The organism is Rhodococcus sp. 06-462-5 (assembly GCF_002258315.1).
In the GTDB taxonomy this organism is placed as follows: domain Bacteria; phylum Actinomycetota; class Actinomycetes; order Mycobacteriales; family Mycobacteriaceae; genus Rhodococcoides.
This window is the reverse complement of record NZ_NOYD01000005.1, coordinates 145,520-169,082: the sequence shown is the minus strand read 5'-3', so window position 1 is coordinate 169,082 and position 23,563 is coordinate 145,520. Positions and strand designations below refer to the sequence as shown.

General features: G+C 66.0%; 22 protein-coding genes and 1 pseudogene. 18 read left to right on the top strand and 5 right to left on the bottom strand.

The window, feature by feature from the left end; translation table 11 throughout:
* On the bottom strand, window positions 1–894 hold the full coding sequence (locus CH251_RS03195) for a glycosyltransferase family 2 protein (protein WP_179273619.1): 894 nt from the start codon (window positions 892–894) through the stop codon (window positions 1–3).
* Window positions 895–1,241: 347 nt separating this feature from the next.
* Between CH251_RS03195 and infA the strand changes: the two genes are divergently transcribed.
* The 9 genes from infA (at window position 1,242) to CH251_RS03150 (ending at window position 6,561) form a co-directional block, all read left to right on the top strand.
* Window positions 1,242–1,463 carry a translation initiation factor IF-1 gene (infA, locus tag CH251_RS03190; RefSeq protein ID WP_005140011.1) on the top strand — a complete coding sequence of 74 codons (222 nt, stop codon included), beginning with the start codon at window positions 1,242–1,244 and terminating at the stop codon, window positions 1,461–1,463.
* A gap of 89 nt (window positions 1,464–1,552) precedes the next feature.
* Window positions 1,553–1,666 (top strand): 50S ribosomal protein L36, encoded by a 114-nt coding sequence (gene rpmJ / locus CH251_RS03185; protein WP_025347279.1) that lies wholly within the window; start codon window positions 1,553–1,555, stop codon window positions 1,664–1,666.
* A 204-nt stretch (window positions 1,667–1,870) separates the two neighbouring features.
* On the top strand, window positions 1,871–2,245 hold the full coding sequence (rpsM, locus tag CH251_RS03180) for a 30S ribosomal protein S13 (RefSeq protein ID WP_008718227.1): 375 nt from the start codon (window positions 1,871–1,873) through the stop codon (window positions 2,243–2,245).
* On the top strand, window positions 2,245–2,658 hold the full coding sequence (gene rpsK / locus CH251_RS03175; protein WP_027496331.1) for a 30S ribosomal protein S11: 414 nt from the start codon (window positions 2,245–2,247) through the stop codon (window positions 2,656–2,658). The genes rpsM and rpsK overlap by 1 nt, the downstream gene beginning before the upstream one ends.
* 21 nt (window positions 2,659–2,679) lie before the next feature.
* Window positions 2,680–3,285, top strand: coding sequence for a 30S ribosomal protein S4 (rpsD, locus tag CH251_RS03170; RefSeq protein WP_032397528.1), 606 nt, complete (start codon window positions 2,680–2,682; stop codon window positions 3,283–3,285).
* A gap of 99 nt (window positions 3,286–3,384) precedes the next feature.
* Window positions 3,385–4,449: a DNA-directed RNA polymerase subunit alpha gene (locus tag CH251_RS03165; RefSeq protein ID WP_008718222.1), complete on the top strand. Its 1,065-nt coding sequence runs from the start codon at window positions 3,385–3,387 to the stop codon at window positions 4,447–4,449.
* Between the two features lie 34 nt (window positions 4,450–4,483).
* Entirely contained in the window at window positions 4,484–5,071 is a 588-nt protein-coding gene (rplQ, locus tag CH251_RS03160) for a 50S ribosomal protein L17 (protein ID WP_032397527.1), read from the top strand.
* A 5-nt stretch (window positions 5,072–5,076) separates the two neighbouring features.
* On the top strand, window positions 5,077–5,973 hold the full coding sequence (gene truA / locus CH251_RS03155) for a tRNA pseudouridine(38-40) synthase TruA (protein ID WP_094611805.1): 897 nt from the start codon (window positions 5,077–5,079) through the stop codon (window positions 5,971–5,973).
* Between the two features lie 30 nt (window positions 5,974–6,003).
* The gene (locus CH251_RS03150; protein WP_094611804.1) at window positions 6,004–6,561 is read left to right on the top strand and encodes an NADPH-dependent FMN reductase; all 558 of its coding nucleotides are present in this window, start codon (window positions 6,004–6,006) and stop codon (window positions 6,559–6,561) included.
* A gap of 7 nt (window positions 6,562–6,568) precedes the next feature.
* Here the strand turns inward: CH251_RS03150 and eccE are convergent, their stop codons facing one another.
* Window positions 6,569–8,263, bottom strand: a complete 1,695-nt coding sequence (eccE, locus tag CH251_RS03145) for a type VII secretion protein EccE (protein WP_094611803.1) — start codon at window positions 8,261–8,263, stop codon at window positions 6,569–6,571.
* A 96-nt stretch (window positions 8,264–8,359) separates the two neighbouring features.
* On the opposite strand from eccE, the gene eccB reads away from it, so the two are divergent.
* On the top strand, window positions 8,360–9,853 hold the full coding sequence (gene eccB / locus CH251_RS03140) for a type VII secretion protein EccB (RefSeq protein ID WP_256978789.1): 1,494 nt from the start codon (window positions 8,360–8,362) through the stop codon (window positions 9,851–9,853).
* A gap of 8 nt (window positions 9,854–9,861) precedes the next feature.
* Here the strand turns inward: eccB and mycP are convergent, their stop codons facing one another.
* From mycP to CH251_RS03125, 3 genes are all read right to left on the bottom strand, one after another.
* Window positions 9,862–11,250 (bottom strand): type VII secretion-associated serine protease mycosin, encoded by a 1,389-nt coding sequence (gene mycP, locus CH251_RS03135; RefSeq protein ID WP_373454910.1) that lies wholly within the window; start codon window positions 11,248–11,250, stop codon window positions 9,862–9,864.
* The gene (eccD, locus tag CH251_RS03130) at window positions 11,250–12,812 is read right to left on the bottom strand and encodes a type VII secretion integral membrane protein EccD (protein ID WP_094611802.1); all 1,563 of its coding nucleotides are present in this window, start codon (window positions 12,810–12,812) and stop codon (window positions 11,250–11,252) included. Before eccD ends, mycP begins: the two co-directional genes overlap by 1 nt.
* Before the next feature lie 128 nt (window positions 12,813–12,940).
* Window positions 12,941–13,930 carry an LLM class flavin-dependent oxidoreductase gene (locus CH251_RS03125; RefSeq protein WP_094611801.1) on the bottom strand — a complete coding sequence of 330 codons (990 nt, stop codon included), beginning with the start codon at window positions 13,928–13,930 and terminating at the stop codon, window positions 12,941–12,943.
* 212 nt (window positions 13,931–14,142) lie between these two features.
* Here CH251_RS03125 and eccCa point away from each other — a divergent pair, with 212 nt between their 5' ends.
* From eccCa to glmM, 8 genes and pseudogenes are all read left to right on the top strand, one after another.
* Window positions 14,143–18,141, top strand: a complete 3,999-nt coding sequence (eccCa, locus tag CH251_RS03120) for a type VII secretion protein EccCa (protein WP_094611800.1) — start codon at window positions 14,143–14,145, stop codon at window positions 18,139–18,141.
* A gap of 26 nt (window positions 18,142–18,167) precedes the next feature.
* Window positions 18,168–19,517 (top strand): annotated as a pseudogene (locus CH251_RS03115) (type VII secretion-associated protein); the annotation flags it as partial.
* A 234-nt stretch (window positions 19,518–19,751) separates the two neighbouring features.
* Window positions 19,752–20,117 (top strand): WXG100 family type VII secretion target, encoded by a 366-nt coding sequence (locus CH251_RS03110; protein ID WP_179273621.1) that lies wholly within the window; start codon window positions 19,752–19,754, stop codon window positions 20,115–20,117.
* A 65-nt stretch (window positions 20,118–20,182) separates the two neighbouring features.
* On the top strand, window positions 20,183–20,464 hold the full coding sequence (locus CH251_RS03105) for a WXG100 family type VII secretion target (RefSeq protein WP_128645625.1): 282 nt from the start codon (window positions 20,183–20,185) through the stop codon (window positions 20,462–20,464).
* 127 nt (window positions 20,465–20,591) lie between these two features.
* Window positions 20,592–20,933 (top strand): TraR/DksA C4-type zinc finger protein, encoded by a 342-nt coding sequence (locus CH251_RS03100; protein WP_094611796.1) that lies wholly within the window; start codon window positions 20,592–20,594, stop codon window positions 20,931–20,933.
* Window positions 20,934–21,132: 199 nt separating this feature from the next.
* Entirely contained in the window at window positions 21,133–21,576 is a 444-nt protein-coding gene (gene rplM, locus CH251_RS03095; protein ID WP_037188282.1) for a 50S ribosomal protein L13, read from the top strand.
* Window positions 21,573–22,097 carry a 30S ribosomal protein S9 gene (gene rpsI, locus CH251_RS03090; RefSeq protein ID WP_032397516.1) on the top strand — a complete coding sequence of 175 codons (525 nt, stop codon included), beginning with the start codon at window positions 21,573–21,575 and terminating at the stop codon, window positions 22,095–22,097. The genes rplM and rpsI overlap by 4 nt, the downstream gene beginning before the upstream one ends.
* A 107-nt stretch (window positions 22,098–22,204) precedes the next feature.
* Complete coding sequence (gene glmM / locus CH251_RS03085; RefSeq protein WP_094611795.1) at window positions 22,205–23,560, top strand: phosphoglucosamine mutase; 1,356 nt, start codon at window positions 22,205–22,207, stop codon at window positions 23,558–23,560.
* Window positions 23,561–23,563: the final 3 nt, after the last annotated feature.

Sequence of the window (23,563 nt, the reverse complement as noted above, 5' to 3'; positions counted from 1 at the left end):
TCACCAGGCCAACGATCCGTAGCGTCGTCCGCCGCGGACCAGTCCGAGGTGCGCAGCCACCAGACGAAGCCAGAGTCGAGTGGGCATCCTGGTCACTGCAGTGGGAAGCAGCGGGTTTCGTATGCCGAGCATCAGCAGGGCGATGGAGATCGAGCGAGCCCGGAAGGGCGGGCAGCCGTGTGCTCGGTACAGGCCGCGCACGTGAGCCGATCCGTACCCCAGCGCGCCTGCCTGCTTCCAGTTCTCCCGATGGCCGGTGCGCAGTCGGTACGAGACCAGCGGTTCGGCGATGAAGTGCAATCGATATCCCGCGTGCTGCGCGCGCCACGAGAACTCCATGTCCTCGCTGGCGTGAATGTATTCGAGCATTCCGCCGAGTTGACGGTAGGTCGATCTGCGGCACGCCATGCTGGCACCGATGGCGAACGGTAGGAATGCCGACTTGCCCTGATCCGAGGGCGGTGCGAACGGTGTCGATGCGCGCGTGGCAGCGGAGTTCAGGGTCTCCGTCTCGAGGCCGGTACCCACCAGGTCGAACTCGTCGAGGCCGGCGACGATGCGCCGGAGCCAGTTCGGGTGGACCGCGTCGTCCGCGTCACAGAATGCGAGCAGTTCGCTGCGGGCGGCGTCCGCACCCCTGTTACGTGCGAACGATGCGCCCGGTTGTCCCGCAGCATCGACGTACGTCAGGTCCAGGGCCCCTTGGAGGCAATGGTTCTCGATGTGTTCGCGAAGGCCGTCGGTCGAGCCGTTGTCGCTGACGATCACCGTGAAGGGATGCTCGTAGTCCTGTCGAGCGAGAGCTCGTAGTTGATCGTCGAGAACATCCTTGGAGTTGTGGACCGGAATGATGACGGATACGACCGGGTTGCCGGCGCGCGTGTCTGAGCTCAAGAGGGTTGCCTTGTAGTCGTCGTCGCGGACTTCGCCGTCGCTGCGAGCGCAGGCGGGACGGCTTGTGTTGTGCGGCTGTGATGCAGCCCGGCAGAACGCTAGCTCAGGAAATCGAACTGGGGCAACCGTTGACCTGGAGCATGGACGCGGGACGCATTTGGCCAGACGTGCATTACCCGGTAACATGGATCGACGGTGCGTCCTGCGTACCGGATGTTCGCGTGCCCTGGTGGCCTGCGAACCGTTCCGGCGACACACCGGCCCGTTGACTCGGGTCGGTCAGTGGGCATCACGGTAACGGAAACAGATGCAATCAACCAGGTGTGAGAGCCAGGATCGCGGAGGATATGGCCAAGAAAGACGGTGCTATCGAGGTAGAGGGCCGAGTTGTCGAACCGCTGCCCAATGCGATGTTTCGCATTGAGCTCGAAAACGGCCACAAGGTACTCGCTCACATCAGCGGAAAGATGCGTCAGCACTACATCCGCATCCTTCCCGAGGATCGCGTCGTGGTAGAGCTTTCGCCCTACGACCTCACGCGTGGACGCATCGTTTACCGCTACAAGTAAGAGCTTCCCCGGCCACGTCCGGTCGGGGAGAACCATGCTCGGGGCCACTGCATGCAGCGGGGCCGAGCTACACACAGGAGATCAACGACGTGAAGGTTCAGCCGAGCGTCAAGAAGATCTGCGAAAAGTGCAAGGTGATTCGTCGTAACGGACGCGTCATGGTGATCTGTGACAACCTGCGTCACAAGCAGCGTCAGGGATAACCACCGAGCATTTCGCACGTCGGCTTGGCAACAGCTAGAAGATGACCTCCCAGCACCAACCGTGACACACGCGTCACGGCACACCCCCGGCACGGAGGCCGGGGCCCCACTGAGTTTGTTGAAAGACGCTTCACACCCCAGCGGTGAGAAGGACACAGGGGACGGACTGGGAGCAGACCTCCGGACAAGAAAAGGAAATGCCACATGGCACGTCTCGCAGGTGTGGATCTGCCGCGCGAAAAGCGCATGGAGATCGCACTGACTTACATCTACGGCGTCGGCCGTACCCGCTCCAAGGAGATCCTCACAGCGACGGGCGTCAGCCCCGACCTGCGAAGCAAGGATCTCGGCGACGACGATCTGCGCAAGCTCAGCGATTACATCAACGAGTCCCTCAAGGTCGAGGGCGACCTGCGCCGCGAGGTTCAGGCCGACATCCGTCGCAAGATCGAAATCGGCTGCTACCAGGGTCTTCGCCACCGTCGTGGTCTGCCCGTCCGTGGACAGCGCACCAAGACCAATGCGCGTACCCGCAAGGGACCCAAGCGCACCATTGCCGGCAAGAAGAAGGCGAAGTAATGCCCCCCAAAGCACGCGGTACCGGTCCGAAGAAGGCGCAGAAGACGCGTCGCAGGGACAAGAAGAACGTCCCGCACGGATCTGCGCACATCAAGAGCACGTTCAACAACACGATCGTGTCGATCACCGACCCCGCCGGAAACGTCATCTCGTGGGCGTCCTCGGGACACGTGGGCTTCAAGGGCTCACGCAAGTCGACTCCGTTCGCCGCACAGCTCGCAGCCGAGAACGCTGCGCGCAAGGCACAGGAGCACGGCGTCAAGAAGGTCGACGTGTTCGTCAAGGGTCCCGGCTCCGGCCGTGAGACCGCGATCCGCTCGCTTCAGGCCGCTGGCCTCGAGGTCGGCACCATCTCCGATGTCACCCCTCAGCCGCACAACGGCTGCCGTCCGCCCAAGCGGCGTCGGGTCTAGCGGGAAGGAAAGGTTTAGAAAATGGCACGTTATACCGGTCCTATCACCCGCAAGTCGCGTCGTCTGCGCGTCGACCTCGTCGGAGGCGACCAGGCGTTCGAGCGTCGTCCCTACCCGCCCGGCCAGCACGGCCGCGCGCGGATCAAGGAGAGCGAGTACCTGCTCCAGCTGCAGGAGAAGCAGAAGGCTCGCTTCACCTACGGCGTCATGGAGAAGCAGTTCCGTCTGTACTACAAGGAAGCCAACAGGACCGTCGGCAAGACCGGCGAGAACCTGCTGACCATCCTCGAGAGTCGTCTCGACAACGTCGTCTACCGTGCCGGACTGGCACGTACGCGTCGTCAGGCCCGTCAGCTGGTCACGCACGGTCACTTCCTGGTGAACAACAAGCGCGTCGACATCCCCAGCTACCGCGTCTCGCAGTACGACATCATCGACGTCCGTGAGAAGTCGGCCCAGACGCTGCCGATCCAGATCGCACGCGAAAGCTACGGCGACCGTCCCGTCGCCCCGTGGCTGCAGGTCGTTCCCAACCGTCTTCGCATCCTGGTTCACAGGTTGCCGGAGCGCGCACAGATCGATGTGCCGCTCCAGGAGCAGCTCATCGTCGAGTACTACTCGAAGTAAGGCGCGGCACGCATGTGAGTCTCCCCGCGAGGCTCACATGCGTCTTCGCCTCCACACGTGGGCGTCAAATAGCGGACGCCCGTACAGGAGGAACACACAATGCTCATTTCACAGCGCCCGACGCTGACCGAAGAGGTCATCGCCGACAACCGCTCGAAATTCGTCATCGAGCCGCTCGAGCCCGGCTTCGGTTACACACTCGGCAACTCGCTCCGCCGCACCCTGCTGTCGTCGATCCCCGGCGCTGCTGTCACCAGCATCCGTATCGACGGCGTCCTCCACGAATTCACCACCGTCCCCGGAGTCAAGGAAGATGTCACCGACATCATCCTGAACCTCAAGGGCCTCGTGGTGAGCTCCGAAGAAGACGAACCGGTCACCATGTACGTCCGCAAGCAGGGCCCCGGCGCTGTCACCGCAGGCGACATCGTGCCTCCGGCAGGCGTCACGGTGAACAACCCCGACCTGCACATCGCGACCCTGAACGACAAGGGCAAGTTGGAGATCGAGCTCGTCGTCGAGCGCGGTCGCGGCTACGTCCCCGCCGTTCAGAACAAGGCATCGGGTGCCGAGATCGGCCGTATTCCGGTCGACTCGATCTACTCACCCGTGCTCAAGGTCACCTACAAGGTGGAGGCCACCCGCGTCGAACAGCGCACCGACTTCGATCGGCTCGTTCTCGACGTGGAGACCAAGAATTCCATCACCGCGCGGGACGCGCTCGCTTCGGCGGGCAAGACCCTGGTTGAGCTCTTCGGCCTCGCCCGTGAGCTGAACGTCGAAGCAGAAGGCATCGAGATCGGACCCTCGCCCGCCGAGGCCGATCACATCGCTTCCTTCGGACTCCCCATCGAGGACCTGGACCTCACCGTCCGTTCCTACAACTGCCTCAAGCGCGAGGGTGTTCACACCGTCGGCGAGCTGGTTGGCCGTACCGAGTCCGATCTGCTCGACATCCGTAACTTCGGGCAGAAGTCCATCGACGAGGTGAAGGTCAAGCTGCATTCGCTCGGCCTCTCCCTCAAGGACAGCCCCGCGTCGTTCGATCCGAGCACCGTGCCTGGCTACGACGCCACCACGGGCACGTGGAGTGACACCGACGCCGGCTCCTTCAGCGACACCGAAGGTGCCGAGCAGGACTACGCCGAGACAGAACAGCTGTAATCAGCTCGCTGGAGCTCTTACTAGGAGATTCATCATGCCCAAGCCCACCAAGGGCCGCCGTCTCGGCGGGTCGGCGTCGCACCAGAAGGCCATCCTGGCCAACCTGGCGACGTCACTCTTCGAGCACGGCCGCATCACCACCACCGAGTCGAAGGCCAAGCGCCTTCGTCCCCACGCCGAGAAGCTGGTCACCCACGCCAAAAAGGGTGATCTGGCGCATCGTCGTGAGGTTCTCAAGACGATCAACAACAAAGATGTCGTGCACAAGCTGTTCGCCGAGATCGGGCCTTTCTTCGCCGATCGCGACGGTGGCTACACGCGCATCATCAAGACCGTCCCCCGCAAGGGTGACAACTCGCCGATGGCCATCATCGAGCTCGTCAACGAGCAGACGGTGTCCAACGAAGCCGATCGCGCACGCCGCGTGAAGGCTTCGCAGGCTGCTCCCGCCGCAACCGAGGCTCCGGCCGAGGACGCGACCGACGAGAACGTCGTCGAGGCTGTCGAAGCCGACGCGACCGACGCCGAGGTGGCCAACGCCGACGCAGTCATCGACGGCATCGAGGACAACGACGCACACGCGTCGGACGCCCCCGAGGCCGAGGAAGCCAAGAAGGACTAGTCCTTTTGAGCTCCGAGCACGATCGAAGCGGGCCCGCCATTCCCTCAGGGGAAGGCGGGCCCGCTTTTTCGGTACCCACCAGATTTCGGCTCGACATCTCCTACGACGGCACGAACTTCTCCGGATGGGCACGTCAACCCGGTATCCGCACCGTGTGCGGAGTGCTCGAAGAAGCCTTCTCCACGGTGCTGCGGCAGCCGGTAGAGCTGACCGTGGCGGGGCGAACCGACGCGGGAGTCCATGCAACGGGTCAGGTGGCTCACTTCGATGCCGTCGACGTGCCGGACGATCACGACAGACTGGTCCGGCGAATGGCCCGGTTTCTGCCCACCGATGTTCGAGTGCGGGCCATCAGCCCCGTCTCGAGCGATTTCGACGCCAGGTTCTCGGCGTACCGCAGGCACTACGAGTATCGATTCGGCACGGCGCTCTACGGCGTCGACCCCCTCGACGTCGCCGGTGTCGTCTCCTGGCCGAGGCCCATCGATCTGGGCGCGGTGCGCGAGGCATCCGCAGGATTGATCGGTCTGCACGATTTTGCCGCGTTCTGCAAGCGACGTGACGGTGCCACCACCGTTCGGGAACTGCAGCGGTTCGACTGGGAGCGTGACGGCGACCGCCTGACCGCGTACGTCAGCGCCGACGCATTCTGCTGGTCGATGGTCCGTAGTCTCGTCGGCGCCATGCAGGCCGTGGGGGAAGGTCGCCGAACTCCCGACTGGGCGCGCTCACTGTTGACTCGCCGCGAAAGGGCGAGCGAGGTGGCGGTGGCTCCGGCGCACGGCTTGTCCTTGGTTCGAGTCGACTATCCACCGGCCGACGAGCTGGCCGCCCGGAACGCGGCCACCCGAGAAGTGCGGTCGGCGATCACCGGCGACGGTTGCTGTGGGGGAGAGGGCTGACCGAGCGCCACCGGGTCTACTGTCGGAGCGATGCAGCCGATACAGCTCGCGATCGTCGTCGGTAGTGTGCGCGCCGGTCGAGTGGGACCGACAGTCGCCGCCTGGGTCCGAGGTGTCGCCACCGAACGCGCCACCGTCGAGGTGGTCGACGTCGACTTGGCCGAGTTCGATCTGCCGAACTCCCTCGTTCCGTGCGAGGACTCCGAACGCTTCACCCGGACCGTCGGACGCGCCGATGCCTTCGTGTTCGTCACCCCCGAGTACAACCACGGCGTGCCCGGTTCGTTGAAGACTGCCCTCGACACGGTGAAGTACGAGTGGCGTGGCAAGCCGGTGGGATTCGTCTCCTACGGTGGGCTCGGCGGAGGAATTCGAGCCACCGAACAGCTACGGCAGATCACCGCCGAACTGCACATGGTCTCCGTCCGGGACGCCGTGTCGCTGCATCGGGTGCGCAAGCGGTTCGACGAGTCGGGACGCATCGACGACGCAGCCGCCGTCGACGCTCTCGGGCGTCTTCTCGACCAGCTCGAATGGTGGGCCGACGCAGTGGCCGGCGCTCGTGGGCGGGCGGACTACCCCGGTTGAGAATCGGTCACGTACGTACCGCAGGGCGCAGACTCCTGGGCCGGCCGATGAACGCCGTCTCCTGAGGAATCGTGACCAGCGTCAACTCGACGTCGAGTGGACCGGACCGGACTCGAATTCGATCACCCGACGCATGGGGCTGGACGATCGTCAGATTCGGCTCCGATCGCGGCACGCCTCGCTCCTGCTCGGTGTGGCCGGTCCGCGGCACGTGCTCGAACAGCGAGATCACGGTGACGCCCGAAAGTCCCTGTTGCGCAGGCGGTGCCGAACCGTCGGCGAAGTCGACGAGGATCACGTCGTAGGACGGGCGGGATCGGAACGTGGTGCCATCGACCAGTAGTCGATCGGGAGCGCCGATGGCGTCGAGCAGCGCGCGCCAGGCATGGGGGCGGTCGGTGCGGACGAGGACTCTGGCGCCGGTGGCGATGGCGCGGAAGAGCAGTTGCCGAGCGAGATAGAGCTCTCCGACGATTCGAACCCGAGTCAGTCCCGGTCCGAACAGCCGCACCGCGACGCCGTGTCCGCGGGCGTCGGATCCCAGCAGCTGGCCGCAGCCGCTCACGGGGAGCATCAACTCGTTCAGCGTCGAGATGTCGAGTATTCGGCTGGGAGACAATGAATTCGGTGCGGGTACGGCCAACGGAAGCTGTGCGAGGATGCCGTCACGCTGACTTGCGCTCATCGAGGTCAACGCGCGTACACGAGGCTTCGTGATGGGTGTCCTGGCGGCGAATCTGCACGACCCACGCAGGCGCACCTTTCCGGTGTCGCGGCTCGGCTGCAGGTGGAAGGACATCGTCGTTCCGAGTGACGGTGTTGCCCACAGAGTAGCGATGTCCTCGGCAGTTACTGCGCTGCAATCGATTCCGAATACCGTGCTCGACGCACCCGGCAGGGGTGCTGTCGACCAAGTCTGGGTCAGATCGTCGGTACTCACCCCCTGACAGAGGTGCAACACGGCCGTCCGGAGTTCGGAGCCCGTCAACAGTCGCGAGGACAGACCGTGGGCGCGGAGAGCGCGAAGGACCCGCGTCGTCGCGACAACAGCCGTGCGGGCGCCGCCGGACCTGCCTCCGCCTCTGACCTCGATCGCTCGAGCATTCGCGCGCAGGTCGAGAGTGACTGCCACCCAGACGGTTCGCACCGCTACTGCAGGCAGCGGACCGATGAGTCCCTCGTACACCTCGGCGGCGACCGAACCGGCCGAACTGCGGAAACCGAGTACGACGACGTCGATCGAGCAGACCTCGATGTCGTGCTGTCGTAGACACGACGCCAACGCATCGACGGGAAGTGCGTGCTGCGTCTCGGCGCTCGCCCGGCCGAGGACCGTGGTGGCGTGTTCGGGAGCGGTGATTTCGATGGTGCAGGTGACGGTGTCGCGCTGCCAGTGGACCCCGACCGGGCCGTCTGCGGTGTCGGTGTGTTCCGTGGTCACGCCCACAGCGGGGGCGCGATCGGCGAGAAACCGCCAGATGGCCCGAACCCAGTCGACGACCGGTCTGCGCCGAACGGCCACGAACGGAGCCAGCGCTACTGCGGCAGCGGCGAGTAGTACCCACCCGGGCCGAACCTGCGCCGCCGACAGAGCCAGACCGGTCGCCACGGCTGCGGACTCGGCCACGATCACCCGCCGGACCGTGGGCGCGACGAAAGGACCGGAAGCTCGCCCCCGCCCTGCCCAACCGGTACGCGTCATCGAAACCCTCCCCCCGAAGGTCGCAGTGCCCCGTCGATGACCGCCAACGCGGTCGCCGAGGTGTGCGGACGAACTGTACTGTGTCGCGTGACCCGAATGGGGATCGGGTCGTCTGCACAATCCTGGGGAGGAATCGTGGCGTCGACGCCGACAACGAAGTGGCAGGTTGGCGGTTATCGCTTTCTCGTCCGCAGGATGGAACACGCGCTGATCAGGCGCGACGTTCGGATGCTGCACGACCCGATGAAGTCGCAGTCGCGAGCACTGTTGGTGGGTGTCGTCATCGCCTGCATCGGCTTGGCGGGATGCGCTGCCCTGGCACTGTTTCGGCCACAGGACAAGATCGGCGACGCGTCGATCGTGGTCGGCAAGGACTCGGCCGCGATGTTCGTGAAAGTGGACGACGTGTTTCATCCGGTCCTCAATCTCGCGTCGGCTCGATTGATCGTCGGAAAGCCGGACAATCCGTTGACGGTCAAGGAATCCGAGTTGTCGTCACGACCCCGCGGCGCACTGGTGGGGATTCCCGGTGCTCCGTCTGCGCTGCCGCACGACGGTGACGGCAGCGCGCAATCGTGGACCGTCTGCGACACCGTCGACCCGATCGCAGGAGTGACCTCGACAACGGTGGTGGTGGGCGATCCTCGCTACGGTGACAGCACGGCTCCGCTCGCCGATTCCGAGGCGTTTCTCTGGACATCCAACGGCACTGCGTATCTGGTGCACGACGGCACCAGATCGCCGGTCGATCTGAACAACAGGGCAGTGGTCCGCGCACTGGGACTGGAGGACGCGACGCCGTCCCCGGTCAGTACCGGTCTGCTCAACTCCGTGCCCGAATCGCCGCCCGTCGCAGCACCGTTCGTTCCTCGAGCGGGCGAGGCCCCTGCGTTCCCGTTCGACGGCCGGACGATCGGTTCGGTCGTCCAGGTCGCCGGTCGCGACGTCCAGTACTACGTGGTTCTCGAGGACGGAATCCAAGCGATCAACGAAACTGCGGCACTGCTCATCAAGTTCACCGATTCGCAGGGCAGTCCTGATATCGCAGCCGTCAATCCCGACCTGCTCGCGGATGCTCCCAAAACCTCGTCCGGACTGGAGGTGTCGACGTTCCCGGCGACCACTCCCGAGATAGTCGATACCGGTGAGCGCCCTGTCGGATGCCTGACGTGGGAGCCACTCACAGTGGCCGACGGCGGACCGTCGGCCCGACTGATCGAGTCCGCCGGTCGTGGGTTGCCGCTCGAGACCGGGGCACAACCGGTTGCGTTGGCTCAGGCCGATGGCGGCGGCGACGCCGTCGACCAGGTCTATCTGGCACCCGGCAGCGGCGGATTCGTGCGCAGTACCGGTATCTCGACGTCGAGTACGCGTCAGGGCAGCGTCTTCTTCGTGGCCGACACCGGAGTGCGCTACGGCGTCGACGGTGCCGAGGCCGCGTCAGCGCTGGGGTTCGGGCCGCCTGCACCGGCACCCTGGCAGATACTCCAATTGCTCGGCAGTGGGCCCACTCTGGGGCGCGGCCAAGCCCTGACGATGCACGACGGTGTTGCTCCCGACCCGCAGGCCGCGGCACTTCCCACGAAGTAGCGTCCGGCTCAGTCGGGTCTGCCGCGTCGGCGCAGCGGCACCGACAGTGCGAGCCCGAGCGCCAGGATCACCGCCACCAGCACCGAACCGGTGACCGCTGCGGTCCGCGGGCGATGATCCGGCGCGGGCGGTGGCAACGGCGCACTCATCGCGACACTGTCCGCAGGCACCGACAGGGGAGCCGGTGTCACCGAATCGGTCACTGCGGCAAGCGGATCGACGATGCCGTGGCCGACGAGGGGATTCCACCCTTCGGCCGGCGCATGCGCGGTTCGTTCGATCCGGTCCACCACCTCGAGCGCCGACAGTTCGGGCCGGTGGGCGCGCACCAGCGCCGCCACCGCAGCCACCAGCGGTGCCGCGAAGCTGGTTCCGGTCATGGGAATCACGCCATCGGTGCCCCGGGTGCCGTTCGCCAGTCCGTTGCCCGTCGGCGACAGCGAGGTCATATTCGAACCCGGAGCCGCGACGTCGACCCACGGACCGGCCAGGCTGAACGAAGACGGTGTGCCATCCGACTCGACCGAGCCGACCGTCAACACGTCGTCGAACCACGCCGGAGTGGCGATGGTCGCGAAGGAGGCCCACGGGTCCGCGTCGGGCCGAAGCGGGTCGGTCATCGGGTTCTGGGCCTGGCAGGCCGCGCTGCCGAGATTACCGGCTGCTGCAACGACGACGACATTCTTTTCTCGGACCGCGTACTGCACGGCCGCACCGAGCGGACCGTCGGGCACACCGCCTCCCGCGGGCACGCAGGCGACCTCGGAGATGTTGATGACCGAAGCACCCGAGTCCACCGCAGTTCGGATGGCCATGGCCATGGTGCGAACGTTGCCGTAGCCGGCGGCGTTCTCCGGCTCGCCCGCCTGCTCCTCCTCCGGCCTGTTGTCGACGATCTGAAAGACATTGCTGGACTGACGAATCGACAGAATTCGTGCATCGGGTGCGCCTCCGGCGAATCCGCTGCCCGGTGCGGACTGTGCGGCGATCAGGCCGGCGACCATCGTCCCGTGCGCATCGCAGTCGAACAATCCGTCACCTGCGCTGACGTAGTCACCGCCGGCGATCAGACCCGGTAGGCGTGGATGAGCGGTGACCCCGGTGTCGATGACGGCAACCGTTTGACCTGCCCCACGGGTGATGGGCCAGACCGATGCGAAGTCGAGCGCCTTCAGCGCGGTCGGCACGTCCTGAACATCGGTGGCCGCGGACGGAAGGGCGCAGGCGTTCTTCTGTTCCGTTGGTTCGAGAGGGCCGGGAGGACTCGGCGGAGGCAGCTGGAACGGGTCGATCACCGGACGTTCGGCGCGTGCCGGATACACGCCGACGACCGCGTCGAACGACAGGGCGAGAGCAGTGAACGCTGCAATGACGATCGTTCGCTGCTTGCGCGCAATCACAGCCCGCGAACGACGCTGTACAGACCGCACACCCACACTGCGATCGGAATGACCAGAGCGATGGTGGCGTATTCGAGCAGTTCTGCCGATCGCCGGATCACCGGCGAATACGTGCGTGTGGGCACGAAAGCCCCGAAGATCGATGCCGTCACTGCGCCGGCCAGTGCCACACCGAACAGGGCGAGAGAGTATTCGGGTAGTGCAACGACCGCACCGACGAGGAGCGCCAGCAGAATTGTCGTTCCGCCTGCGACCAGCGGAACAGCGTGGGTCACCACCGCATAGGTGCGTCCACGCAGCAGCAGGACGAGCGCGCACAATCCCGCGAGCGCGACCGCAGGCCACCGCACGCCACCGGCGGAGTCGGCTGCCGCCGCAACGAGCACGCCCGCCACCACGGCGACGGTGAACGCCGACAGCAATCCGGTCAGACAGCTACGCGCCCGGGCTGCGGCGGCCTGCAGATCGGCGAACGAGATCGCGTCGAGTTCGGCTTCCTCCACCGTGTCCAACGGTGCTCCTGCGGTGGGAACCGGTGGAAGCGGCAACTTGGCCTGCATCATCGACACTCGGGCAGAGAGCGCAATCCCCGCCAGGCCGGTGAGGGCAGCCGCCGTGCCGATGGTCGGCTGCGGAACGGAGGTGAACAATGTGCACACCGAAGCAGCGAACGTCAGCAGTGCGAGCACGATCGCAGCGGTGAACACAGCGAACCCGGTCCCGCCGATACGAAGTGACAGCAGCGCCACAGCGCCTGCCATGGCCGAACCCAACATCAGCTGAGCCGCACCGAACTGCCCGGGTACCAGCACGGTTCCGCCGGTGAACATCAGCGCGACGGCACATCCGCCGAGGAGGACAGCGACGGCGTTCTGGTGATACACCCGCCCCAGAATCACACCCGCAATCGCGAAGAGAATCGACGCAGTGACGGCAGCCAGCCCCTCGACGAGACTGCCGACGTGCTCGGTTCCCGCGCGGATCGGCTCACGCAACACGACCGCGCACGCCAGCAACACCAGCAGACCGGTGACGACCGAACCCACTGTCCGCGCCGTACGGGCAGTCCAGTGCGGAACATCGTCACTACCCGACCGTGCAACGGAATACATGAGGTCGTCGAACAGCGGAACCGGCGCGGGGCGCTCGGCTACACCCAGCACGAGCAGTTCCCCGTCTCGCACCGACAGCTCGGCCAACGTCGCAGTCGGCGACAACGGTGGAAACCCGATCCGTGCGAGCGTCCACGCAACGGGCAACCCGTCCGACGCTCGATCCCCGTCGCTCGGCTCACCGCGTCCCGAACCAGGACTATGAGCCGAAATCATGTCGACGATTCCCGGAACGAGAAGCGATACCGGAACGTCCACCGGCAGCGCCATGTCCACCTGCGTGGACCTGGCCAATACCGTCACCCGACAGACTTCCTGCGCGAAGACGGCCTGCGCGCCCGACGCCCGCCGACTCGTGTCCGGCGCGGTGGGTGACTGTGTCGGATCGGCAGGTGCTGTGCGCGGCGGCGCATGGCCGGCCGATGGACGGCTGTCGGCGCGTGTCATGAAGATCCCCCCGGATACGTACGATTCGCGTGCCGATGCCCGCCCCAGTGGGCATCGGTGTCCAAACCTTACGACATCACGGCGACAAGCAACCGCCCGTCGGGATCTGCCGGCGACGCGCGCAGCTCTCAGGCAGGAACCAGATCACTGACCTGTGCGAGCAACTCGAACGAGCGAAGCCACGATGCGCGGTCGGACACACCGGACGCGACAATCAGCTCGTCCGCCCCCGTGCGTTCGGCGAATCGATCGAGGTAGTCCTTCACCATGTCCGCAGTGCCGACCGCCGAGTACTTGGTCATCTTCGCGATCTGTTGGCCCGCAGGCGCTTCGAGGACCATGTCGGCTTCTTCGTCGGTGAAGGTCCGGCCGCGGCCGAGCAGCAGGCTGACGCGACTGCGCTTGGTGTGCAGGAACTGCGCCTGTGCCTCGGCCAGCGAATCGGCCGCGATCACGTTCACACCCACGATCAGGTGCGGCTCCGACAATTGCGCGGACGGTCGGAAGTCGCGTCGATAGATCTCGACGGCCTGCTCGAGGGCGTCGGGTGCGAAGTGCGAGGCGAACGCAAAGGGCAGGCCGAGTGCGGCAGCGAGCTGCGCGCCGAAGAGCGACGACCCAAGGATGTACAGCGGTACCTCGGTACCGGCGCCGGGAGTCGCACTCACTCCGGGGATCAGGGACTCGGACGACAGGTAGCCCTGCAGTTCCTGGACGTCCTGGGGAAAGCGATCGGACGACGCGGGATCGCGCCGCATCGCCCGCATCGTCACCTGGTCGCTGCCGGGGGCGCGGCCCAGACCCAGATCGATTCGTCCCGGGTGCAGCGTCGCCAAGGTGCCGAACTGCTCGGCAATGGTCAGCGGCGCGTGATTGGGAAGCATGATCCCGCCGGATCCGAGCCGGATTCGCTCGGTGTTGGCAGCGACGTGCGCGATGAGAACCGACGTGGCCGACGACGCGATCGTCTTCATGTTGTGGTGCTCGGCGTACCAGATGCGTCGGTATCCCCAGTTCTCGGCATGCTGAGCGAGTGCGACGCTTGCATCGAAGCTGTCGCGGACTGTTTCGCCCTCGCCGACATGAGCGAGATCGAGGATGGACAGAGGTACGGACACGGTTGGGGCCAGCCTTTCGTTCGTCGAGCACGCGGCCGAAGAGCCACATCAGAGTGCAACGGCGTCGGGCAGCGTTCTATTTCTCGACCCTCCGGGGGTGGGACGGCAGCTGTGGACCACCCGGTCTTCGATGCGTTAGCCTGTCGTCCTGCGGCCTCGGGGGGAGGCCGCCGCGATGCAGTTCTTGGGGGCGTGGCCGTGGGGGCGGATCGATGAGTACCGTGCGTTTCGTTCGCGGTGCCCGACGGGAAGTACCTCGATCGCCGGGCGGTGAAGTCACCCTGCAGTCGCCGCCGGAGATCCCGCGCGCGGTGCCGGGCAATCTGCTGATGAAGCTGATGCCGCTGGTGATGGTGGCCGCGATGGTCGGGATGGTCGCGCTGATGTTCACCTCCGGGGCAGCGGCGAACCCGATGATGTTGATGTTCCCGGCCATGATGTTGATGTCCATGGTGGGGATGTTGGCCGGTGGCGGGAAGTCGGGCGGAGCGCGGACGGCCGAGGCGAACGAGGACCGCAAGGACTACCTCCGCTATCTGGATCAGCTCCGCCGCGACGTCGCCGAGACCGAGCGCGCGCAACGCCGAGCGCTCGAATGGAGTCACCCGGCCCCCGAGACATTGTGGTCGATCGCCGGAACCGAGCGGATGTGGGAACGGCGACTGTCGGATCCGGATTTCGCCCACGTACGCGTCGGCCTTGGGGATCAGCGGCTTGCCACTCGACTGGTTCCACCGGAGACCGGGCCGGTGGAAGAACTCGAACCCGTCTCGGCAGTGTCTCTGCGGCGTTTCGTACGGGCGCATTCGGTGGTGGCCGCGCTGCCGACTGCGGTGTCACTGAGGGGATTCGCGGCGTTGTCCATCGCCGGAGACCGAGACGACGCCCGAGCCATGGTGCGCGCGATGTTGGCCTCGCTGTGCAGCTTTCACGGACCCGACCACGTCGCTGTCGCGATCGTCTGCGGTCCGGACACCGTGCAGCAGTGGGAGTGGGCCAAGTGGCTTCCGCACACTCAGCACGACGCTCTGCGCGACGGGGCCGGGTCCGCTCGGATGATCTTCGGCAGTTTCCTCGAACTCGAGGGCGCGCTCGGCGACGTGCTGTCGATGCGGAATCGGTTCGCGCGCGGAGCTGTGCCGGTTGCAGGCGTCGTGCAGTTGGTGATCGTGGTGGACGGCGGGCTTCTGGACAACCGATCGACCGATCTCACCGACACGGGCCTCGATTCCGTCACGATCATCGATCTGTCCGGCCTGTGCCCCGGACTCGCCGCATCGCGTGGTCTCCAACTCTTCGCCGAGAACGGGTCGATCGGAGCGGTCAGCGGAACCACGGTCGAGGTGTTCGCCGTCGCGGATTCGATGAGCACCACCCAGGCGCACGCCGTGGCTCGACGCCTGTCGCCGTATCGTGCGCCGTCGTCCTCGTCGGTCGTCGACGTCGTGGACGACGGCGGAACCCCGATCTCGGGATGGAACAGCCTGGTCGGTATCGCCGATGTCGGCGCATTCGACACGGATCGAGCGTGGACGATGCGGCGCGGACGCGAGAGGCTGCGGGTACCGATCGGTGTCGCCCCCGATGGCAGCGCCGTCGAGATCGATCTGAAGGAATCCGCCGAGAACGGCATGGGACCTCACGGATTGTGTATCGGGGCAACGGGTTCCGGAAAATCCGAGTTCCTCCGCACGCTCGTGCTCGGCTTGGTGTCGACTCACTCGCCGGAACAGCTGAACCTGGTCCTCGTCGACTTCAAGGGCGGCGCGACATTCACTGGCCTGGAGTCGGCACCGCACGTGGCCGCGGTCATCACCAACCTGTCCGAGGACCTGGCGTTGGTGGATCGAATGCGCGATGCGTTGGCCGGTGAGATGAACCGTCGGCAGGAGTCGCTGCGTTCGGCCGGCAACTTCGCGAACGTCTCCGACTACCTGAGGGCACGAGCCGCGGGAGCGGACCTGGCACCGATGCCCGCCCTGTTCGTGGTGGTCGACGAGTTCTCGGAATTGCTCAGCCAGCAACCTGAATTCGCCGAACTGTTCGTCGCGATCGGCCGACTCGGACGGTCTCTCCACATGCACTTGCTGCTCGCCAGCCAGCGCCTCGAAGAAGGAAAATTGCGCGGTCTCGACAGTCATCTTTCGTACCGAATAGGCCTGAAGACGTTCTCCGCGAACGAGTCTCGATCGGTGCTCGGAGTTCCCGACGCCTATCACCTGCCTGCGCAGCCGGGTGCGGGCTACCTCAAGTGCGATTCGGCCGAGATCGTCAGGTTCGCTGCGGCGTACGTCTCCGGTCCGTACGCGCCGCCGCGTTCCGGTCCTGGCGCGCGGCCCACGCTCGGAGGCGACATCAGGCCGAAGCCCTTCACCGCCTACGCGGTACCGCTCGACTCCATCGATCTCGGCCGCATCGAGGCTGCCACTGCGCCGGAGGCGCAGCCCGATCCGGTCGACTCCGAGAGCACCGGTGCGACGGTGCTCGACGTGGTCGTCGGACGAATTCGGGGTCGCGGAATGCCGGCCCACGAGGTGTGGTTGCCGCCGTTGGACACCGCACCGACGTTGAACCGGTTGCTGCCCGGATCGGTTCTGACCGAGCGCATCGGTCCGCTCGCCGCCCTGCGTGCCCCGATCGGCATCATCGACCGGCCTTTCGATCAGCGCCGCGATCTGCTGACCGTCGATCTGTCCGGTGCTGCAGGCCACGTCGCCATCGTCGGTGCCCCGCAATCGGGTAAGTCGACGGCGCTTCGGTCGTTGATCCTGGCTCTCGCGATGACGCACTCGCCCGCGCAGGTCCAGTTCTACTGTTTGGATTTCGGCGGCGGAACGCTGGCCGGGCTGGCCGATCTGCCGCACGTCGGATCGGTGGCCAACCGACTCGATGTCGATCGGGTTCGGCGGACCGTGGCCGAGGTCGCCGGCGTCGTTCGGCAGCGAGAGAGGACATTCCGTGATCGCGGGATCGACTCGATGGCGGAGTTCCGACGTCGACGCGCAACCCAACCCGTCGACCCCGAGGATCGGTTCGGTGACGTCTTTCTCGTCATCGACGGCTGGCCGTCCATCAGGTCCGATTTCGAGAGTCTCGAACAGCAGATCGCCACCTTGACGACGCAGGGCCTCGCCTTCGGTCTGCACCTGATCCTCACCGCATCGCGGTGGGCGGAAGTTCGGCCTGCGACCAAGGACCTGATCGGTACCCGACTGGAACTGCGGCTGGGAGATCCGTCTGATTCGGACATGGGCCGAGCCAAGGCCGCGAGCGTTCCCGAGGGGCGTCCGGGCCGGGGCATGACAAGGGACGGACTGCATCTGCTGATCGCACTTCCACGGGTGGACGACGTCTGTTCCGTCGACGACCTGTCTCGCGCCGTCGGTGAGTCGGTCGCCGCGATCACGGCTGCATCCGCGGGAACCCCGGCGCCGCCGGTGCGGATGCTGCCGGAGCTGCTCGAACGATCCGCAGTTCTCGATCGACTCGGCGATGCGTGGCCGCGAACCCGTGGCGGTATCCCCGAGCTCGGAGTTCCCATCGGCATCGACGAGGCCGAATTGGCACCGGTCGTGGTCGATTTCGCGGAGAATCCACACTTCGTCGTGTTCGGCGACAGCGAGTGCGGCAAGACTTCTCTGTTGCGCGGAATCTGTCGATCGCTCGTCGAGGCGAACTCGTCCGACTCGGTCAAACTCATCGTCGCGGACTATCGCCGAACTCTCCTCGGCGCAGTCGATTCCGAGCATCTGGCCGGGTATGCGGCCTCGCAGGCGACGCTGACGGCCATGCTCGTCGACCTCGCCGGCCGCATGGCCGATCGCATGCCGGGTGCGGACGTGACCCAGCAGCAGCTTCGCGAACGGTCGTGGTGGAACGGCCCGGAGGTGTTCGTCGTCGTCGACGACTACGACCTGGTCGCCACGTCGTCGGGAAATCCGTTGGCCCCGTTGGTGGAACACCTTCCCCATGCACGGGACATCGGGCTGCACGTCATCGTCGCGCGTCGTTCCGGCGGGGCAGGCCGGGCGCTGTTCGACCCGGTGATCGGACGGTTGCGCGATCTGGTGACGCCGGGACTGGTCATGAGCGGAAGCCGCGACGAGGGGAATCTGCTCGGGACGGTACGTCCCAGCGCCATGCCGCCCGGACGTGGGGTATTCGTCGACCGCTCGGGCCAGGCACTCGTCCAGCTCGGACATTCGAGTTGACGAGCCCCTCGTGGCGTTATGCCGCAGTGCATCTGGGCTACACGGAGATATCCGTCGTCGCCACGGGCGGAGCCTTCGAGGGTCCGCGAGAGAGCGTCGGATCGGCGTTCGCCACGGTGGAGGGTGGCCGCCTGGTGTTCGGCCGGGGCGCGGCGGGAGACGAGATTCCGCCCCTGCTCTGTATCGACGATGCGTCGATCCCGGTGGGGAGCACGGTGTGGGACCGGGAGGCGGTACTCCACGGAATCGTGTGGTCGGCCCTGCAGGGTGCCGGGGTGCACGACCGACTCGACGTGCTCGAGATCGCGTATCCGTCGACCTGGGGCGAGCAGCGATCGGGCATTGTTCGCGCACTGTTCGCGACCTCGGCGAACGAGGTGGTGCTCGTGGAGACGGCCGAGGCGGCCCTGTCGTGGTCGGGTGAACGCGCGCCGTCCGCCGCAGTCGTCGTCGAAGTCGGGCCCCTCGATACGTCCGTCGTCGTCCTCGACGAATCGGGGGCGCACGGCGGAGACACCGGCGCGATCCTGCCGTTCGGTACGGGTGACGACAATGGTTGGCGACGAGCGGTCGGGGAGTACGTTCGGTCGTCGGTCCCGCACTGTCCCGACGAGGTGTACGTGGTGGGGGTGCCCGGTGACGGAGCGGATCCCGTCGTCGATCACCCCACTCGATGGTTGACCGGACTCGACGTCTCCAGGTCGCTGTACCGGCGAGCCGGGGCGGACCTCGTCCCGGCACCGACGGTCCGTGCCGCGACGACGCGATCGGCGGCATGGCTCGACGACGTCACCGCACCGCGGCGGCCGCGGGAGAAGCGGCGTCCACCAGTGCTCGTGGCGGGTGCCGCGGCGGCGGTCGTCGCAATAGTCTGCGCAGCTGTGTACTTCGCCGGACAGTCTCCAGATGGTTCCGGTAGTGCTGCGGCGCAACCTTTTTCGCCTGCCATGGGCCCGAGTGCCACGTCGTCGTCCGTCGTCGAACCGCTGCCGACCACGACGGCCGACGCGCCGACGCCGGTCGAGACGGTGACATTCGTGTTCGGGCGGGTGTCGATGCGGTTGCCGGGCACCTGGACGAAGGTGGACGACCCGGACCGCATGGTGCTGATTCCGCCGACCCCGCCCGAGCGTCGGATCGTCGTCACCGTGGCAGACCTGCTGCCGGGCTCGACGCAGGAGCAGGTCGCCGACGAGCTTCGGTCGGCTATCGATGCCCGTGGGCCGGATTCCACCGTCGGATCTCTCGAGCCCACCCGCGATTTCGGCGGCCGCGTCGGGATCGCCTACATCGAGAGACCGATCGACTATTCGACGGTGCTCTGGCGCGTGTTCGTCGAGTCCGACCTGCAGGTCAGCATCGGTTGCCAGTTCGAGGGCGACGACGCGACGGTGATCGATGCCGAATGCGGACAGGCAACGCAGACATTGGACATCGTTCCGGCGTCGTGAGAGCGGCCCACAGTTTTTCGCGCACGGTCGGAACCGAATCGAGGGGGCGTTGCGTCAAAGGAGATGTAGGGGAGTGAGCGGGCCGACAGTGGCCTCTCGGTCGAGCAGCACGTGCGCAGCGGGTGCACGTGAATCGAGTATCGAAGACAAGGAGTCGAAGTGGGATATCCAGGGGGACCGGAAGCAACGGGTTCGTCGAACGGCGTCACGGTCACACCGCAGGAGCTCGTCGCTGCCGGAGCCACGATCGAAGGCCTGAGCGTGTCGATCAACGCGTCCAATTCGGCCGTTCGCTCGATCGTCGAGCAGACCGCCGAGGCGTGGGTCGGCAAGGCAGGCAAGTCCTTTCAGGACGTCATGGCCCAGTGGGACACCAGTGCGCAGAAGATGCGGAGTGCGCTCGAACAGATCTCCGCGGACATCAAGACCAACGGCCACGGTTACTCGGACGCCGACGACGACAACGTGTCGGCCGTGAACCAGGTGGCCGGATCCCTGAACTCGGGACTGTCCTCGTTCAAGTGAACGTCGCATCCGGTGACCACACGACAATCCACACGACCATGCTCGACCAAGGAGACCGATCAGACATGAAATACGATTTCGCGCAGATCGCGGCGCTGACCGAGGCGATGAACAAGCAGGCGAACGTGACCAAGGACCTGCTCGGGGACGTGGACAGCACCGCGAAGCGGCTCTACCAGTCCTGGGAGGGTGACGCGATGACGTCCTACTACGAGCTGCAGCGTCAGTGGACCTCTGCATCCGACGAGCTCAACCTCATTCTGTCGAGCCTCGTCGCGGCCGCCCGCACCGGTGGCGAGACGATGCACGGCGTCGAGATGGCCAACAAGGCGCGGATGGCTCGCTGACCCGTCGTCACGAACAGAAGAGCGGACGCCCCGACCGAGACATCGGTCGGGGCTTTCGTCTTCTGGTGAGCCCGGTTCTCGAGGGCTCGGTGTCCTGGTTTCGACCGCCTGGGTGTCTACTGGTCCGGTGACGGACTTCGGAGCGGTACTGGGGGCCGAGCGGTCTCGTGCCGAGAATCGACTGGCGTCGCTGCGGGCCGAACTGGCGTCGGTGATCGAAGGATCGCGGCTGACCACCGACGACGACGAGCACGATCCCGAGGGGTCGACGATCGCGTTCGAGCGAGCGAAGATCGCGGCGCTGATCACCGATACCGAAACCGAGATTCGTGAGATCGACGCGGCGGTCTCGCGGCTCACGGCCGGGACGTACGGTTCCTGCGAGCGGTGCGGTGGCGAGATCCCGGCGATCAGGCTCGAGGCTCTTCCCGCTGCCCGTCGATGCATGCAGTGTGTGCGCCTGCGTTGACGAGGACGACGAGTCGAGGCGTCGACGAGCGGAGGCGTTTTGACCTGGGCGTCCGCTCCCGGTATCGTTCCCCGTTGGCGTGTACGGGCTCGCCGCGTACTTGTGTGCGTATCGAGCTCTTGTCCTCGGGTCTCAACTGGCCGCCGGGGGCATCCACTCGTCTTGGCCAGCAGCGACATCATGAAGACAGGAATTTTCTGTGTCTACTTACGCCCCGAAGGCCGGGGACACCACCCGGACGTGGCATGTGATCGACGCCACGGACGTCGTGCTCGGACGCCTCGCCGTCCAGGCCGCGACTCTGCTCCGCGGTAAGCACAAGCCCACCTACGCACCCAACGTCGACGGTGGCGACTTCGTCGTCATCATCAACGCCGAGAAGGTTGCCATCAGCGGCAACAAGCTCGACGGCAAGTTCCACCACCACCACTCCGGCCATCCGGGCGGTCTGAAGTCGCGCTCGACCCGTCAGGTCCTCGAGAGCAACCCCGATCGTCTCGTGGAGAAGGCCGTTGTCGGCATGATCCCCAAGAACAAGCTCGGTAGTGCCATCGCGAGCAAGCTGAAGGTCTACGCGGGACCGAACCACCCGCATGCCGCTCAGCAGCCCGTTCCGTTCGAGATCAAGCAGGTGTCCCAGTGACGGCGCCGGAGGGAAATGACGTGACGTCGCAGGAGAACATCGAAGAGATCGCCGCCGACGAGTTCGTGGCAGTCGAAGATCCCGAGGTCGTCTCGGACATCGAGGCCGCAGCCGCTCCGGCCCCGATCGTGTTCGATCGCCCGATCCAGACCGTCGGTCGCCGTAAGGAAGCCGTCGCTCGCGTTCGGTTGTCCTCGGGCACCGGCGGATTCAAGCTCAACGGCCGCACCCTGGAGGATTACTTCCCCAACAAGGTGCACCAGCAGCTGATCAAGGCTCCGCTCGTTCTGGTGGACCGCGCAGAGTCCTTCGACATCGTCGCGCTGCTGCACGGCGGCGGACCGTCGGGACAGGCAGGCGCATTGCGTCTGGCCATCTCGCGCGCACTGATCGAGCTCGCACCCGACGATCGCCCGCCGCTCAAGGCCGCGGGCTACCTCACGCGTGACGCGCGTGCAGTCGAGCGCAAGAAGTACGGCCTGAAGAAGGCCCGTAAGGCGTCGCAGTACTCCAAGCGCTGACGCGTCTTACCCGTTTCATCCTCGAGGGCAGGCATCCAGCAGTATCGGACGCCTGCCCTCGAGGCATTTCTCACCGCATTCTCTCCGCTCGAAGGGGTTATTGGTTCATGGCGCGATTGTTCGGCACCGACGGAGTTCGGGGACTGGCGGGCGGGGTTCTGACCGCTGAGCTGGCGTTGAGAATCGCGCGGGCCGCAGCCTCCGTGTTGGCACCGAAGGTCGACGGAGTCAGGGCTGTGGCAGTGGTCGGTCGTGACCCGCGGGTGAGCGGGGCGATGCTGAGCGCAGCCGTGTGCGCCGGACTCACCGCGTCGGGTGTCGACGTGATCGACGTCGGAGTACTGCCCACACCCGCAGTCGCCTACCTCACGGCCGAATACGACGCGGCGCTCGGTGTGATGATCTCGGCATCCCACAATGCGATGCTCGACAACGGAATCAAGATTTTCGCCGCGGGTGGGCACAAGCTGGACGACGACGTCGAAGACCGGATAGAAGCTGCCCTCGATCCCGAGGGGCGCTCCCGGAACGACGAACAGCCCTACGACGCCACCGGTGCCGCGATAGGCCGTATCGAACTCGCGCACGACGCTGCGGCGCGATACACCCAGCATCTCGCCGGGTCGGTGTCGCATCGACTCGACGGCGTGACCGTCGTGGTGGATTGCTCGCACGGCGCAGCCTCGGTCGTCGGGCCCGAGATCTACCGGCGGGCCGGCGCGACCGTCGTGGCGATCAATGCAGAACCCGACGGGCTGAACATCAACGACGGGTGCGGGTCGACGCACCTGGAGGGCTTGCAGAAGGCCGTCGTGGAGCACGGTGCCGACCTCGGTATCGCGCACGACGGAGACGCGGACCGATGCCTTGCCGTCGATGCGTCGGGTTCCGTGGTGGACGGCGACGCGATCATGACGGTGCTGGCCATCGCGATGCACGACGCGGGCCACTTGACCGACGACACGTTGGTCGCGACGGTGATGAGCAACCTCGGTCTGCACATTGCGATGCGCGAGGCCGGAATCACGTTGCGCACCACCGCGGTCGGAGATCGGTACGTGCTCGAGGAGTTGCGCCGCGGCGGCTTCGCGCTCGGCGGCGAGCAGAGCGGACACGTCGTGTTGCCCGCGGTCGGAACGACCGGAGACGGAATCGCCACTGCCCTGCGACTGATGGAGCGGATGGCGCAGACCGGGCGTTCGCTGGCGGATCTGGCGTCGGCCATGCGGACACTGCCGCAGGTGCTGATCAACGTGCGAGTGTCCGACAAAGCAGCGGTGGCGTCGGCACCGTCGGTTTCGGACGCCGTGGCGTCGGCCGAGCGCGAACTCGGGGAATCGGGTCGAGTTCTGTTGCGCCCCAGCGGTACCGAGCAGTTGGTGCGAGTGATGGTCGAAGCGTCCGAACTGGACGTCGCGACCCGGCTCGCCGAAGAGCTGGCGGGCCGGGTCGCGTCGGTCTGACGT